Source organism: Microbacterium martis (assembly GCF_047246685.1).
In the GTDB taxonomy this organism is placed as follows: Bacteria; Actinomycetota; Actinomycetes; order Actinomycetales; family Microbacteriaceae; genus Microbacterium.
This window is the reverse complement of the sequence record NZ_JBFOKT010000001.1, coordinates 642,803-658,587: the sequence shown is the minus strand read 5'-3', so window position 1 is coordinate 658,587 and position 15,785 is coordinate 642,803. Positions and strand designations below refer to the sequence as shown.

Below are 15,785 nucleotides of genomic sequence, written 5' to 3'. Positions count from 1 at the left end.
CCGGGCCGACGGTCGCTCGACACGTCAGCGTCCGCCGAGGGTGATCGACGCCCCGGGGATCGCCTGCAGCAGGCGGTCGGTGTACTCCTGCTGCGGGTTGGCGAAGATCTCGTCGACGGTGCCCTGCTCGACGACCTTTCCCTTCTCCATGACGCACACGAGGTCGCTCGACACGCGCACGACGGCCAGGTCATGGGTGATGAACAAGTAGGTCAGACCCAGCTCCGACTGGAGGTCGGCCAGAAGCCCCAGGATCTGGTCCTGCACGAGCACGTCGAGGGCCGAGACCGCCTCGTCGAGCACGACGATGTCGGGCTTGAGGGCGAGCGCACGGGCGATCGCCACGCGCTGACGCTGACCGCCCGACAGCTCGTTCGGGTACCGCGTGGCAAGCGCACGGGGCAATGCGACCTGGTCCAGCAGCTCCTCCACGCGCTCGCGGTGCGCTGCGCGATCGCCCACGCCGTGGATCTGCAGCGGTTCGGCGATCGTGTTGCCGATGTTGCGCAGCGGGTCGAGAGACCCGTACGGGTCCTGGAACACCGGCTGCATGCGCCGTCGTAGACCGAACGCCTGGGCGTTCGAGAGGTGCGAGACGTCCTGGCCGTCGATCTCGATCTTCCCCGCCGTAGGGTCCTCGAGCTTGAGGACCATCTTCGCCACGGTCGACTTGCCGGAACCCGACTCGCCGACCAACGCCAGCGTCTTGCCGCGAGGGATCTCGAACGACACGTCGTCGACCGCCCGGAACGCTTCGCTGCGGAAGTTACCCTGGCGGATCCGGTAGTCCTTGGTCAATCCCACCACCCGCACGGTCGGCGGGATGTCGGCGAGGTCGTCGAGCGTCTCGATGCCGCGATCCTCGACGACCGCCTGGATGCGCTGCGAGGCGACACTGGGGGCGGCCCCCACGAGTCGTTGCGTGTACGGGTGCCGGGGGTTCTCGAGGACCTCCCGGCTCGGGCCGGATTCGACGATGTTCCCGTTGCTCATCACGATGATCTTCTCGGCACGCTCGGCCGCGAGACCGAGATCGTGGGTGATGAGAAGAACGGACGTGCCTTTCTCGCGCGTGAGCATCGCCATGTGATCGAGGATGACCCGCTGCACGGTGACATCGAGCGCCGAGGTCGGCTCATCGGCGATCAGCAGCTTCGGGTCGGCTGCCAGGCCGATGCCGATCAGCGCTCGCTGACGCATACCTCCGGAGAACTGGTGCGGGAACTGGTGGAGGCGCCGCTCGGCGTCGGCCAACCCCGCCTGCTGGAGCACTTCGATCGCGCGCGCCTTCACGTCCTGCCGACCGCGGGCGATGCCGTTCGCGCGAATCGCTTCCTTCACCTGGAAGCCGATGCTCCACACCGGGTTGAGGTTCGACATGGGATCCTGCGGCACGAAGCCGATCTCCCGACCGCGGACGGCTTCGATCTCCTGTCGTCCCAGCGTCGACAACTCGCGGCCGTCGAGCGTGATCGAACCGCCCGTGATCCTGCCGGTCCCCGGCAGCAGGTTCACGATCGCACTGGCGGTCGTCGACTTCCCGGAACCCGACTCCCCCACGATGGCGACGGTCTCGCCGGGGAAGACGTCGAAGCTCGCGCCGTGCAGGACTTCGCGGTCACCGCCTTGAGCGCGGAAGGCGACCTTGAGGTCGCGCACGCTCAGGAGGGGGACCTTCGCGGTTGCGTGATCGGTCATCGCCGTGCCCTCGCTCTCGGGTCGATGGCGTCTCGGATGAGTTCGCCCAGCGTGACGAACGCGAGCACGGCGAGCGTGAGCGCGATCGACGGATAGATGAGCGCCATGGGCGCGACGCGCAACGAAGACTGCGCCGCACTGATGTCGTTGCCCCACGACATGGTGCCGCTCCCGAGACCGACGCCGAGGAAGGACAGGGTGGCCTCCGCCACGATCGAGGCTGCGAGCGACAACGTCGAGACGACCAGAAGGGGTGCGAGGGCGTTCGGGATCACATGCCCGACGAGCGTCCCGAACTTCGAACGTCCGAGCGCCCGCGACGCGACGACGAAGTCCGCTTGGCGGACCCTCAGGACCTCCGCCCGGACGACACGCGCGGTGGACGCCCACGCGAAACCTCCGATCGCGAAGGCGAGAACCGGCACGGAGCGGTACTGCGAGAACACCGTCATGACCACGACGGCCGCGAGGATGTACGGGATGGCGAAGAAGATGTCGCCGATGCGGGACAGCAGCGAGTCCAGCCAGCCGCCATAGAACCCGGCGAGCGCACCCATGATGAGTCCGACGATCGATCCGATCGCCGTCGCCAGCAGACCGACGGCCAGCGACGTCTGCGCGCCCCAGACGATCCGGGAATAGATGTCGCAGCCTTGGAAGGTGAAGCCGAGCGGATGCCCCTCGGCGGGGCCCGCGTTGCTGTTGGACAGCTGGCAGTCGCTGTCCGGCGGAGTCGAGGTGAACAACCCCGGCCACAGAGCCATGACGATGAAGAAGAGTGCGAGGACGACCGAGAACCAGAAGAGCGGACGACTCCGCAGGTCGGCCCAGGCGTCGCGCCACAGGTTGCTCGGCTTCTCCGCGATCCGCACGGCGTCGACCGCGATGGTCTCCGTCTCGATCGGCGCGACGTAGTGGTTCGGCGAGGTGGGGTCAGGCATATCGGATCCTTGGGTCGAGCAGACCGTACAGCAGGTCGATGACGAGGTTGACAAGCACGTACAGGATCACGAACACGGTCACGAACGACACGACGGTCGGCCCCTCGTTGCGGATGGCCGCCTGATAGAGCGTGTTGCCGACTCCGGGGACGTTGAAGATGCCCTCGGTGACGGTCGCGCCGACCAGCAGCACACCGAAGTTCGTGGCCGAATTCGTGATCACCGGGATCAGCGAGTTGCGCAGCACGTGCACAGGGATGACCCGACCGCGTGACAGACCCTTGCTGTACGCGGTACGCACCCAGTCCTGGTTGAGGGTGTCGATCACCGAGCTGCGCATCAGCCGCATGCTCACCGCGTACAGGCTGAAGCCGAGCACGATGGCGGGTAGCCAGAGACCGCCCCAGTCGTTGTCGGAGCCCACGGTCGGCTTGAACCAGCCGAGCTTGATCGCGAGGAAGTACTGGGCGAGGAACGCCACGACGAAGATCGGGATCGCGATGGCCACGAGTGCGATGCCGAGCATCGAGTGGTCGAAGATCTTGCCCTTGCGCAGGGCCGATACGGTGCCGATGACGATCGCGAGCACGAACTCGATCGCGATGGCCATCACAGCGAGGCGGCCCGTGACGGGAAGCGTCTCGGCGAGCACTTCCGACACCGGGCGACCCGAGAACGTGTTGCCGAGGTCGCCCTGGAAGACGCCGGTGATGTAGTACCAGTACTGCACGATGAACGGATCGTTCAGGTGGTACTGCTCGCGCAGCTGTTGCACGACCGCGGGGTTCGGGGTGCGGTCGCCGAAGAGGGCGAGGATCGGATCGCCCGGCATGGCGAAGACGAGGAAGTAGATCAGCAGGGTGGCTCCGAAGAAGACCGGAATCACCTGAAGAAGACGTCTGAGGATGTAGCCGAACATCTGTGGTCCTGGAGGAGAGGCGGAGAAGCGCGACAGCCTGTGAGGCGGTGACGACGAGTCGTCACCGCCTCACAGGTGAGTGCCCTGCGGCTTACTCGCCGTCCTTGGTGACCTGGTAGAGGATCGGCCAGGTGTCCCAGCCGAACTCGACGTTGTCGACCGACTCGCCCCAGGCGCCCATGGCGTTCGTGTACCACAGCGGGATGGCGGGCAGATCCTTGAAGAGGATCTCCTGCGCCTCCTGGAACTTCGTGATGCCGTCTTCCACATCGGTGGCGGAGGAGCCCTCATCGAGCAGCGCGTCGAACTCGGGGTTCGAGTAGTCGCCGTCGTTCGAGCCGGCACCGGTTCCGAAGAGCGGACCGAGACCGTTGAACATCGACGGGTAGTCGAACTGCCATCCGGTGCGGAAGGCGGTGGTCGACTGCCGCTCGGTGATGAGCGTGCGGTGCTCGGCGAAGGTCGGGATCGGGTTGCCCGAGGCCTCGATGCCGAGGTTGTTCTTCAGCTGGTTGGCGACGGCGTCGACCCAGCCCTGGTTGGGACCGTCCGCGTTGTACTGGATCTGGAACGAGCCTGTCCACGGGGAGATGGCGTCGGCCTCGGCCCAGAGCTCCTTGGCCTTGTCGGCGTCGAACTCCAGCACCTCCGAACCGGGGATGTCTTCGGAGTACCCGTCGATGACCGGGGACGTGAAGTCCTTCATCGGGGTGCGCGTTCCGCTGAAGACCACCTCGGTGATCTCCTCGCGGTCGATCGCGTGCGAGATCGCGGCACGGCGCAGCTGTCCCTCTTCACCGCTGAAGTGCTCGAGACGCTCGGGGATGGTGATCGTGGCGTTCGCTGCAGCGGGCTGGTTCACCGTGCGGTCCGGGAAGTCGCTCTCGAAGGTCTGCAGCGCGGTGTCCGGGATCTCCTGGATGATGTCGAGCTCGCCGCCCTGCAGGTCGGCGTATGCAGCGTCAGTGCTCGCGTAGAGCTTCATGTCGATGCCGCCGTTCATCGCCTCACGGGGACCCGTGTAGTCCTCGTTCTTGATGAGTTCGATGCTCTCGTTGTGCTTCCACGCGCCCTCCTCGGCGAACACGTACGGTCCGTTCCCGATCGGGTTCTCGCCGAAGGCCTCGAGGTCGTCCCATGCCGAGGCCGGCAGCGGGAAGAACGCGGTGTACCCGAGACGCAGGGGGAAATCCGACTCCGGCTGCTTGAGCTTGACGGTGAAGGTGAGGTCGTCGACCACAGCGAGGCCGGAGAGTTCCGGGACGTTCTCGTCGTAGGAGAAGCCCTCGATCGACTCGAAGAAGTAGCTGGAGAGCTGCCCGTTGTCGAGCGCCGCGCCGTAGTTCCAGGCCTTGACGAACGACTCCGCGTCGACCGGGTCGCCGTTGGCGAACGTCTGGTCGGCCTTGATCTTGATCGTGTACGTCTGCGAGTCATCGGTCTCGATGGACTCTGCGAGGTCGTTGTGCACCGCACCCTCGGCGTCGTAATACACCAGACCGGCGAAGATGCTCTGGAGCACCAGTCCGCCACCGACCTCGTTGGTGTTCGTCGGGATCAGCGGGTTCTGCGGCTCCGTGTTGTTCACGGAGATGATGGCCGTGGCGTCGCCCGACGACGCGTCGTCTGCGGAGTCGTTGCCACCACTGCTCGCGCAGCCCGCGAGCGTCAGGGCGCCGATCACGAACAGTGCGCTGCCCGCGAGGGCGATCTTGTTGCGCTTCACTATGTGTCCTCCTGGACTGTCACTTCAATCTGCGCGCTCACCGTCGAACGCGTAGGGATAGTCGAGCGTAACCCGCGTCTGCGCCGGACGAAGCACTCAGCTAACGAACTGTTACTGAGTGGTGATGATCCGAAATATCACGGAAACATCGTCGGGGCGGCCCCTGCGAGGCGGCGGCGCCTAGGCGAAGGCCTCCACCGGCGGGCAGGCGCACACGAGGTTGCGGTCGCCGTACGCCTGGTCGATGCGGCGAACGGGCGGCCAGTACTTCCCCGCGACGAGCGACGGCACGGGGTACGCCGCCTCCTCCCGGGTGTAGGCGTGATCCCACTCCCCCGCGATCAACGACACGGCCGTGTGCGGAGCATGCGCCAGCGGGTTGTCGTCGGCGGGCCAGCGCCCGCCGGCGACGGCATCCGCCTCCGCCTTGATGAGGATCATCGCCTCGACGAAGCGATCGATCTCGTCGATGTCCTCCGACTCCGTCGGCTCGACCATGAGCGTGCCCGCGACGGGGAACGACATGGTCGGCGCGTGGAAGCCGTAGTCGATCAGCCGCTTGGCCACATCGTCGACCGTAATGCCGGTGGCCTCGCGGAGCGGACGCAGGTCGAGGATGCACTCGTGCGCGACCCGCCCGTTCTCACCGGCGTAGAGCACTGGGTAGTGCTCGCCGAGGCGCGCGGCGATGTAGTTCGCCGACAGCACTGCGGCGGCCGTCGCCCGCTGGAGCCCGTCGACACCCATCATGCGCACGTACGCCCACGAGATCGGCAGGATGCCGGCCGAGCCGTAGGGCGCCGCCGACACCGCTCCACCTGCGAACGTGTATCCGCCCGCGTGCTCGGCGCGCTGCGCGAGCGGGTGCGACGGCAGGAACGGCGCCAGGTGCGCCTTCGCCGCGACGGGGCCGACACCCGGTCCGCCGCCGCCGTGCGGGATCGCGAACGTCTTGTGCAGGTTGAGGTGCGAGACGTCGCCGCCGAGGTCGCCGAACCGGGCATAGCCGAGGAGCGCGTTGAGGTTGGCCCCGTCGACGTACACCTGACCGCCCGCGTCGTGCACGGCGGCGGTGATCTCCACCACGTCCTGCTCGTACACACCGTGCGTGGACGGGTAGGTGATCATCAGCGCGGCGAGCTCGTCGGCGTGCTGCGCGATCTTGGCGCGCAGGTCGGCGAGGTCGACGTCGCCGAGCTCGTCGGTCGCGACGACGACCACCTTCATGCCGGCGAGCACCGCCGAGGCGGCGTTCGTGCCGTGGGCCGACGACGGGATCAGGCAGATCGTGCGGTGCGTGTCGCCGTTCGCGTGGTGGAACCCCCGGATCGCCAGGAGTCCGGCGAGCTCTCCCTGCGAGCCGGCGTTCGGCTGCAGCGAGACCGCGTCGTACCCGGTGACCTCGGCCAGCCAGCCCTCGAGCTGCTCGATCAGGTCGAGATAGCCCTGCACGTCGGACGCCGGGGCGAAGGGGTGGATGCCGGCGAACTCCGGCCAGGTGATCGCGGCCATCTCGGTCGCGGCGTTGAGCTTCATCGTGCACGAACCGAGCGGGATCATGCCCCGGTCGAGCGCGTAGTCGCGGTCGGCCAGCGACTTGAGGTACCGCATCATGGCGGTCTCGCTGCGATGGGCGTGGAAGACGGGGTGCGTGAGGAAGTCGTCCTGTCGCAGGAGATCGCGCGGCAGCGCACCCTGCGAGCCGCTCGCTCCCTGCCCGGGAGAGTCCTGTCCGAAGGCGCTCTGCCCCGAGGCGCCGTGCCCGAAGGCGCTCGGCTGCGGTCCGCCGAACACGGCGGTCAGACGGTGCAGGTCGGCGTCGGTCGTGGTCTCGTCGACCGAGATGCCGATCGTGTCGTCGTCCGCGACGCGGACGAGGATCCCGTGCTCGGCGTGGGCGACGGCCGCATACTCCGCCGCGCGCCCGGGCACCCGCACCAGGACGGTGTCGAAGAACGCCTCGTGCACGACCTCGGCGCCGGCCTCGGTCAGCCGTTCGCTCAGGCGCAGCGCCGCGTCGGCGACCCGGGAGGCGATCGCACGGAGCCCGTCCGGCCCGTGATAGACCGCATACATCGAGGCCATGACGGCGAGCAGCACCTGGGCCGTGCAGATGTTCGACGTCGCCTTCTCGCGGCGGATGTGCTGCTCGCGCGTCTGCAGCGACAGGCGGTAGGCGGGCTTGCCGTCGGCATCGACCGAGACGCCGACGAGGCGACCGGGCAGCTGACGCTCGAGGCCGGCGCGCACCGCCATGTATCCGGCGTGCGGGCCGCCGAAGCCCATCGGCACCCCGAAGCGCTGCGTCGTGCCGACCGCCACATCGGCGCCGAGAGCGCCGGGCGAGGTGAGGAGGGTGAGCGCGAGCAGATCCGCGGCGACGACGGCGAGGCCGCCGACCAGATGCGCCGCATCGATCACCGCCGACGGGTCCCACACGCGCCCGGATGCTCCCGGGTACTGCACGAAGACGCCGAACAGCTCGGCGGGCAGCTCGTCGCCCGAGGCGAAGTCGACGGGCACGAGCTCGATGCCGACGGCTTCCGCACGCGTCTGGAGCAGAGCCCGGGTCTGCGGGAACGCATCGGCGTCGACGGCGAAGACGTTCGAACCCGACTTCGATGCCCGTCGGGCCAGCAGCATCCCCTCGACGACCGCGGTCGACTCGTCGAGCATCGAGGCGTTCGCGGTCGACAGCCCGGTGAGCTCGGCGACCATGGTCTGGAAGTTGATGAGCGCCTCGAGACGCCCCTGCGAGATCTCCGGCTGATAGGGCGTGTACGCCGTGTACCAGGAGGGGTTCTCGAGCACGTTGCGCTGGATCACCTGCGGGGTGATCGTGCCGTAGTACCCGAGCCCGATCATGGGGCGGCTCACCACGTTGCGCGCGGCGAGGCTCCGCAGCTCGGCCAGCGCCTCGGTCTCGCTCGCGGCGGGCGGGATGGTCGAGGCCGTCGCCGACGACGGCGGCGTGAAGATCGAGGCAGGGACGGCCTCGCGCATGAGCGCCTCGACCGCCTCCTCCTGGGACCCTGAGCCGCTCCCCTGGGACCCTGAGCCTGTCGAAGGGGCGATGCCGAGCGCGTCCAGCATGATCCGCTGAGCGGCATCCGTCGGCCCGATGTGACGATCGGCGAAAGAGACCACGGGTCTGTCAGCCCTCCGTGTGCGCGACGTACGCGTCGCGGTCGAGCAGTCCGTCGAGGGCGCCGTCGGCGACCTCGACCCGGATGAGCCACGCGTCGTCGAACGGCGAGGAGTTCAGCAGCGCGGGGTCGTCGACGACGGCCTGGTTCACCTCGGTGACGGTGCCCGCCACCGGGGCGTAGAGCTCCGACACCGACTTCGTGGACTCGGCCTCTCCGAACACGTCGCCGCGGGCGACGGAGGTGCCGACGGCCGGCAGCTCGACGAACACGATGTCGCCGAGGGCGTCAGCGGCGAAGTCGGTGATGCCGACGGTCGCCACGGCGCCGTCGAGGGCGACCCATTCGTGTTCTTCGCTGTACTTGAGGGTGGTCAGATCGGTCATTTCGTCCTCCGGTAGAAAGGCAAGGCGGTCACGGTCGCGGGGATCTTCGTCCCCCGCACGTCGAGGAAGAGAGAGGTCCCCTCTTCTGCGGAAGAAGGACGGACGTAGGCCATCGCGATGGGGTGTCCGAGGGTCGGGCTCAGGGCGCCGCTCGTGATCTCGCCGACGACGGCGCCGTCGGCATCGGTCACCGCGTACCCCGCGCGTCCCGCGCGCCTGCCCTCGGCCACGAGACCGACGAGCACGGGGGAATCGGATGCCGCGGCCGCAGCATCCTTGCCGACGAAGCTCTCCTTGTCGGCGGCGACGACGCGTTCGAGCCCGGCCTGCGCCGGCCGGATGTCGCGCGAGAGCTCGTGTCCGTACAGGGGCATGCCCGCCTCGAGGCGGAGCGTGTCCCTCGCCGCGAGCCCCGCCGGCACGAGGCCGTGCGGTTCGCCGGCGGTCAGCAGCGCATCCCACAGGGCGCCCGCCTCGGCGGCGGGGATGAGCAGCTCGAAGCCGTCCTCGCCGGTGTAGCCGGTGCGGGCGATGAGCAGGGGCGCGCCGCGGAAGAAGGCGTCGGCCCACGCGTAATACCGCTGCGCGTCCCACGGCACGCCGAGATCGGTGATGCCCTCGGTCGCGGCGAGGATCGCCTGGGCCGAGGGTCCCTGCACGGCGAGCAGGGCGTAGTCGTCGGACGCGTCCTCCACGTCGACGCCGCGGTCGCCCAGGAAGCCCGCGAAGCTGCGCTCCTCCCCTGCACCCCGCGGCGGCGCCTCGCGCTCGGGGATCGACGGGAAGTCGCGCACGCGCGCGGCGAAGGCGGCGTCGACGAAGCCGCGGTTGCCGGCGTTGGCGATCACGAGGAACCGGTCGTCCGCCAGGCGGTACACGATGACGTCGTCGATGACGCCGCCGTCGTCGGCGAGCATCAGGGAGTACTTGGCCTTGCCGACCGGCATCGTCGAGATCCGCCCGGCGAGCGCGTAGTCGAGGAAATCGGCGGCGTGCACGCCGGTGACCAGGAACTCGGCCATGTGCGAGATGTCGAACAGCCCCGCCGCCCGGCGCACGGCGTGATGCTCGGCGAGGTCGGAGGTGTAGCGCACCGGCATCTGCCAGCCGCCGAAGTCGGTGAACGATGCTCCGTGCGCCTCATGGCGTTGACGGAGCGGGGTGTAGCGGGCGTCGGACATCGAGTTCTCCCGTGCGGATCGGGTGGACCGGCGGCGACGCCGTTCCTCGGAACTCCCCCTCTGTCATGGGCCTGAGAGCTTCGCCCGCAGCGGGGCTTTCACCGTCGGCGGATCACGGGGAGGCGGGAGACCCGCTTCGCTCGTTTTCGCTTTCCAGAGTGGCCGGAACCCTCGCGGTACGCGTACCTGAGAGATTGGCGGGGAGGCTTGCTCCTTCGGTGCCCGGCTGCATTCGCCGGGGCTCTCCCGCGGGGGTCGTTCGGCCCGTCTTCAGTTGTCGGTCCAGTGTAGCCCGCGCGGTCCGCCGCCGCGGGCGGCCCGCCGTGTCATCGTCCGGCGGCGAGCTCAGCCCGCACCTCGTCGCGCAGGCGGCCGAGATTGTCGGGCTCGGGAGCGGCCGCCAGAAGGGTCTTCGTGTACGCGTGCTGCGGGTTCAGGATCACCTCATCGGCCGGCCCGCGCTCGACGACGTCGCCCTTGTAGAGCACCATGATCTCGTCGGAGAAGTGGCGGGCGGTGGCCAGGTCGTGCGTGATGTACAGCACCCCCAGGTTCTCCTCCCGCTGCAGATCGGCGAGCAGGTTCAGCACGCCGAGGCGGATCGACACGTCGAGCATCGACACCGGCTCGTCGGCCACGATGAAGCGGGCGCCGGGGGCCAGAGCGCGCGCGATGGCGACACGCTGCCGCTGCCCGCCCGAGAGCTCGTGCGGGCGGCGCTCGGCGAAGCTCTCGCCGGGTGACAGCCGAACGCGCTCGAGCAGCTCCACCGCCCGGGCTCGCACCTCGGCGCGGTCCAGCTTCGGGTGGTGCAGCCGGATCGGGCGCTCGAGGTGATGCACGATCGTGTGGAACGGGTTGAGCGAGGCGAACGGGTCCTGGAACACCATCTGCACATCGGACCGGTAGCGCTCGAGCGCGCGCCCGCGGGTGCCCGACGGCGCGCCGTCGAGCAGGATCTCGCCGCTCGTGGGCGTCTCCAGCTTCATCAGCATCCGTGCGATCGTCGACTTGCCCGAGCCCGACTCCCCCACGAGGGCGATGGTCTTCCCCGCTTCGATCGTGAACGAGACGTCCTTCACGGCGTGCAGCACAGATGTCGTGAAGCCCGACCGGAGGTGGAAGTCCTTGGTCAGGTTGCGCGCCTCCAGAGTGGCGGTCATCGGATCCCCTCCCGGCTCGCTCCCGTGCGGACGAAGTCTCCGCGCTCGCCCTTCAGCGAGGGGAAGCTCGACAGCAGCTTGCGTGTGTACTCGTGCTGCGGGGTGCGGTAGATCTCCTCCGCCGTCCCCTCCTCGACGATCCGTCCCTGCAGCATCACGGCGATGCGATCGCTGATCTCGATGAGCATGGGCAGGTCGTGGGTGATGAAGATGACCGCGAAGCCCAGCTTCTCGCGCAGGCGCATGATCTCTCGGATGATGCCGCGCTGCACGACGACATCGAGAGCGGTCGTCGGCTCGTCCATGATCATCACCTGCGGATCGAGGGCCAGCGCCATCGCGATCATCATGCGCTGACGCATGCCGCCCGACAGCTCGTGCGGGAAGCTCGTCAGGCGCACCGGGTCGACGCCGACGAGGGTGAGCAGCTCTTCGGCGCGCTCCTGCTTCGCCTTCTTCGACATGCCGGGGCGATGGGTGTCGAAGATGTCGAAGATCTGCGCCTTGACATCGATCACGGGGTTGAGCGAGTTCATCGCCCCCTGGAATACCATCGAGATCTTGTCCCAGCGGAACGCGCGGAGGCCCTCGCCGTCGAGAGACGTGATGTCGATATCGTGTCCGTCGCGGTCGTGGAAGACGATCTCGCCGTCGGTCATCAGCGCCGGCGGCTTCAGCAACCTGTTCATCCCGTACGCGAGTGTCGTCTTCCCGCAGCCCGATTCTCCGGCGAGGCCGAGGATCTCGCCTCGGTTCAGCGTGAGAGAGACGTTCTTCACCGCCTTGACCGGCGGGTCGACCTCGTACTCGATCGAGACGTTCGTGGCGGTGAGCACGGCGTCGCTCATGCGGTGACCCCCTTGTCCTTGGCCGCCTTGCGCACTCGGCGAGCGGCGTCGGGCGCGTTGCGCAGCTTCGGGTTGATGACCTCGTCGATCGCGAAGTTGATCAGGGCGAGACCGGCGCCGAGGACGGCGATCATGAGACCGGGCGGGACGAACCACCACCAGGCTCCCCGGCCCAGAGCCTGACCCGACTGCGCGTCGTTCAGGATCGAGCCCCACGTGATCGAGGAGTTGGGGCCGAGGCCGAGATAGGAGAGCCCGGCCTCGCCGAGGATGGCGAAGATGATGGCGAAGAGGAACTGCGCGGTCAGGAGCGGGAGCAGGTTCGGCATGATCTCGACGAGGATCACGCGGAAGGAGCGCTCTCCGGCCACCTTCGAGGCGTAGACGTAGTCGCGGGTGCGCAGGGACCGGGTCTGCAGCCGCAGCACGTAGGCGGCGCCCGCCCACGACGTGATGCCGAGCACGAACGCGACGAGCTGCCAGCTGCGCTGCGGCACGAACGACGCGATCACCATTACCAGCGGAAGGCCCGGGATGACGATCATCACGTTCGTGAGGAGCGCGAGCGCGTCTTCGCGCCATCCGCCCAGGTAGCCGGCCAGCACGCCGAACAGGAGCGAGAGCACGATGGCGATGGCACCGGCGACGACGCCGATCAGCAGCGAGCCCTGCGCGCCGATCGCGAGCTGGGCGAGCATGTCGTTGCCGAGCTTGGTCGTGCCGAGCCAGTGCGCGGCCGACGGCGGCTGCAGCGCGGGATTGGCGGTGCTGCGCGGGTCCTGCGTGAAGAACGGCGCGACGATCGCGAACAGCACGATGGCCAGCACGAGGACCGAGCCCACGATGAACTTCGGCGACGAGCTGGGGAGGATGCCGCGGCGCCGGCGATCCTGCTGGGTGGCCAGCGAGACCGTGCTCGCGGGCGTCGACATCGGCTGCTCCTCGATCGTGAGCAGCCCGGCGGTGTTCTGCGGATCAGACATTCTGGCGAGCCCTCGGGTCGATGAAGCCGTAGACGAGGTCCATGAAGAAGTTGGCCGCGAGCACGGTGATGGTGATGACGAGGAACAGCCCCTGCATCAGCGAGTAGTCGTTGTTCGTCACGGCCTGGAACATCAGCTTGCCGATGCCGGGGTAGGTGAAGACCTGCTCCATGACGATGGAGCCGGCGACGACGAACCCGAGCGTGATGGAGAAGCCCGCGATCGAGGGGATGGCGGCGTTCCTGGCCGCGTACGTGGTCATGATACGCCGCGGCCGGAGGCCCTTCGCCTCGGCGGTGAGGACGTAGTCCTCCGCGAGGGTGGCGACCATCATGTTGCGCATGCCGAACATCCAGCCTCCGACCGAGGAGATCACGATGGTGATCGCCGGCAGCAGCGAGTGGGCGAACGCGTCGGAGAAGAAGGCCCAGGTCGGCTCCGGCCCGTCGGGGAAGTCGAACACGTCGTAGCCGCCGAACAGGGGGAACCAGCCGAGTCCGACCGCGAACACGGCGACCAGGATCAGCGCCATCCAGAAGTACGGGATCGACTGGAGCACCGTGGTCGCCGGGATGAGATGGTCGACCCAGGTCCCGCGCTTCCAGCCCGCCCAGGCGCCGAGGACGATGCCGAGCAGGAAGGAGAGGACGGTCGTGGTGCCGACCAGCACGAGCGTCCACGGGATGGCTCCCGCGATGAGCTCGGTGACCGGAGTGGGGAACTTCGTCACCGAGATCCCGAGGTCGCCCTGGAACATGCGGCCCCAGTAGGCGAGGTACTGCTCCCAGAGCGAGGAGTCGTCGCCGCCGAGCAGCAGCTTGATGTTGCGGATGGTCGTCTCGGAGATCTCTCCGCCGGCCCGCTGCATCTTGGCGATCATGATGTCGGCGGGGTTCCCCGGCATGAGCCGGGGAAGCAGGAAGTTGAGGGAGATCGCGGCCCAGAGCGTGAACGCGTAGAACCCGATTCTTCGTGCATAGAACTTCATGTCACTGATTCCTGACTTCCTGCTTCCCCGTCCCTTCCGCTTACTCGGCCGGCTGCAGGTGCGTCAGCACGTAGCCGGCCGCGATCGCGCCCCAGGAGGGCGGGAAGGCGTACATGTCGTCCTCCGTCGGCCAGCCGGTGAAGTCCTTCGTGTTGTAGAAGGTCTGCGTCGCGTTGATGACCAGCGGGATGTAGGGAACGTCCTTGACGATCTCGGTCTGGATCGTCGCGTACAGCTCCTTCTTCGTCGCCTCGTCGTCGGTGCTGATCGCCGCCTGGATCGCGGCGTCGACCGTCGGGTTGTTGTAGCGGCTGAAGTTCCAGCGCCCCGCCGGGACCTCGGTGCCGACCGGGCTCGTCGACTGCACGGCGGTGCCGCCGAACCAGTCGCGGTAGATCTGGAACGGGTCGGCGACCGAGGTGCCGATCATTCCGCCGACGATCAGCTGGAAGTCGCCGCCCTGACGCGAGTCGGAGAATTCCTGCCACTGCACCGTCGAGGGGGTGATCTTGATGCCGGCGGCGGCCGCCTGCTCCGCGATCAGCTTCGCGGCGTCGTTGTAGTCCGTCCAGCCGTCGACCGAGGTCAGGGTGAGCTCGAGCGGAACGCCGTCCTTGGCGTAGAAGTCGCCGTCCTTCGTGTATCCGGCTGCCTCGAGGATCTTCGCGGCCTCGGCGGCGTTCGCCTCCTGCGGGCTGACCTCGTTCGCCGAGTCGGCGACCCACTTCTCGTCGCGCGGAAGCAGCGCGTACGTCGGCGAGATGTCGCCCGTGAGACCGACGAACGCCTTGTCCTTGATCGTGGCTCGGTCGACCGCGAGGTTGAGCGCCTGGCGCACCGCGACTTCGGTCTGCGGGCCGGTGCAGCCGAGGTCGGCGTTCGAGCAGGTGTAGAGCACCGTCGGGTCCTGCGGGGTGTTGACCCAGTCGATCGCTCCGTTCGCCGTCACGTCGTCGGGGTTCGGAATGAACATACCGGTCCAGTCCAGCTCGCCGGCGGCGAGCAGGTCCTGCGCTGTCTGGTTGTTGTCGACGGCGATGTACTGCACCTTCTTGACGCCGAGCTTGTCGGCGTCGCGGAAGTTCTCGTTGGCGACGAGCGTGTACGACTCGCTGGTGGTCTTGTCGACGACGTAGGCGCCGGAGCCGACGGGCTCCTCGTTGGCGAAGTTCGCGAAGTCGGTGACCTCCGACCAGATGTGCTCGGGCAGGATGTACGTCGAACCCAGGCGCTGGAACTCGGTGGTGTACTGCGCAGCCGAGTAGGTCAGCACGACGGTGGTGTCGTCGGTGGCCTCCGCCGACACGAGTCCGTTGCCCTCGGGGTTGTTGGCCTCGTAGGTGAACGAGAAGGCAACATCCTTCGCGGTGAGCGGCTCTCCGTCGCTCCAGGTGAGGTCGGGCTTGATGGTGATCGTGATCACCGTGCCGTCCTCGTTGTACTCGTAGGAGTCGCCGATGAGGCCGACCGGCTCGGAGTCCGCGGTCTTGTTGAAGAAGAACAGCGGCTCGTAGATGGGTCCGAGGGCGCCGTGGAGCACCGTCGGCGCGAACGGGTTGTAGTTGGCGGTGATCGGCGTCTGGCTTCCAGCCCACACGCGCAGCGCGCGGTCGCCGTCGGCACTGTCGTCGCCGCTGCCGCCGGCGCCGCAGGCCGTCAGGCCCAGGGCGAGGACGGATGCCCCCGCGACGGCGGTGAGCGCGATCTTGCGCTTTCCGTTACGGATCATTCTTCTGTTTCCTCTCGGTGCTGCACTGCAGGAGGGATCTCTCCGATGGAGCAGGGCCCCGTCTTCGGAGTCCTGGA

Annotated in this window: 12 protein-coding genes and 1 riboswitch; all 12 genes read right to left on the bottom strand. The window is 68.0% G+C overall.

The window, feature by feature from the left end; translation table 11 throughout:
- Positions 1 to 24: 24 nt before the first annotated feature.
- Entirely contained in the window at positions 25 to 1,698 is a 1,674-nt protein-coding gene (locus AB3M90_RS03140; protein WP_412949869.1) for a dipeptide ABC transporter ATP-binding protein, read from the bottom strand.
- Positions 1,695 to 2,639, bottom strand: coding sequence for an ABC transporter permease (locus AB3M90_RS03135; protein ID WP_412949868.1), 945 nt, complete (start codon positions 2,637 to 2,639; stop codon positions 1,695 to 1,697). Before AB3M90_RS03135 ends, AB3M90_RS03140 begins: the two co-directional genes overlap by 4 nt.
- Positions 2,632 to 3,558: an ABC transporter permease gene (locus AB3M90_RS03130; RefSeq protein ID WP_412949867.1), complete on the bottom strand. Its 927-nt coding sequence runs from the start codon at positions 3,556 to 3,558 to the stop codon at positions 2,632 to 2,634. The genes AB3M90_RS03135 and AB3M90_RS03130 overlap by 8 nt, the downstream gene beginning before the upstream one ends.
- A gap of 91 nt (positions 3,559 to 3,649) precedes the next feature.
- A complete protein-coding gene (locus AB3M90_RS03125) occupies positions 3,650 to 5,284 on the bottom strand; it encodes a peptide ABC transporter substrate-binding protein (protein WP_412949866.1) in 1,635 nt (544 codons plus the stop codon).
- Between the two features lie 180 nt (positions 5,285 to 5,464).
- On the bottom strand, positions 5,465 to 8,377 hold the full coding sequence (gene gcvP / locus AB3M90_RS03120) for an aminomethyl-transferring glycine dehydrogenase (RefSeq protein WP_412951199.1): 2,913 nt from the start codon (positions 8,375 to 8,377) through the stop codon (positions 5,465 to 5,467).
- Between the two features lie 61 nt (positions 8,378 to 8,438).
- Positions 8,439 to 8,816 (bottom strand): glycine cleavage system protein GcvH, encoded by a 378-nt coding sequence (gene gcvH / locus AB3M90_RS03115; protein WP_412949865.1) that lies wholly within the window; start codon positions 8,814 to 8,816, stop codon positions 8,439 to 8,441.
- Positions 8,813 to 9,997, bottom strand: a complete 1,185-nt coding sequence (locus AB3M90_RS03110) for a glycine cleavage system aminomethyltransferase GcvT (RefSeq protein ID WP_412949864.1) — start codon at positions 9,995 to 9,997, stop codon at positions 8,813 to 8,815. Before AB3M90_RS03110 ends, gcvH begins: the two co-directional genes overlap by 4 nt.
- Positions 9,998 to 10,161: 164 nt before the next feature.
- A riboswitch (glycine riboswitch) is annotated at positions 10,162 to 10,256 on the bottom strand.
- 67 nt (positions 10,257 to 10,323) lie between these two features.
- Positions 10,324 to 11,160 carry an ABC transporter ATP-binding protein gene (locus AB3M90_RS03105; protein ID WP_412949862.1) on the bottom strand — a complete coding sequence of 279 codons (837 nt, stop codon included), beginning with the start codon at positions 11,158 to 11,160 and terminating at the stop codon, positions 10,324 to 10,326.
- On the bottom strand, positions 11,157 to 12,008 hold the full coding sequence (locus AB3M90_RS03100; protein WP_412949861.1) for an ABC transporter ATP-binding protein: 852 nt from the start codon (positions 12,006 to 12,008) through the stop codon (positions 11,157 to 11,159). The genes AB3M90_RS03105 and AB3M90_RS03100 overlap by 4 nt, the downstream gene beginning before the upstream one ends.
- Complete coding sequence (locus tag AB3M90_RS03095; protein ID WP_412949860.1) at positions 12,005 to 12,991, bottom strand: ABC transporter permease; 987 nt, start codon at positions 12,989 to 12,991, stop codon at positions 12,005 to 12,007. Before AB3M90_RS03095 ends, AB3M90_RS03100 begins: the two co-directional genes overlap by 4 nt.
- Positions 12,984 to 13,979, bottom strand: a complete 996-nt coding sequence (locus AB3M90_RS03090; RefSeq protein ID WP_412949859.1) for an ABC transporter permease — start codon at positions 13,977 to 13,979, stop codon at positions 12,984 to 12,986. The genes AB3M90_RS03095 and AB3M90_RS03090 overlap by 8 nt, the downstream gene beginning before the upstream one ends.
- A gap of 40 nt (positions 13,980 to 14,019) precedes the next feature.
- Complete coding sequence (locus AB3M90_RS03085; protein ID WP_412949858.1) at positions 14,020 to 15,708, bottom strand: ABC transporter substrate-binding protein; 1,689 nt, start codon at positions 15,706 to 15,708, stop codon at positions 14,020 to 14,022.
- Between the last annotated feature and the right edge of the window lie 77 nt (positions 15,709 to 15,785).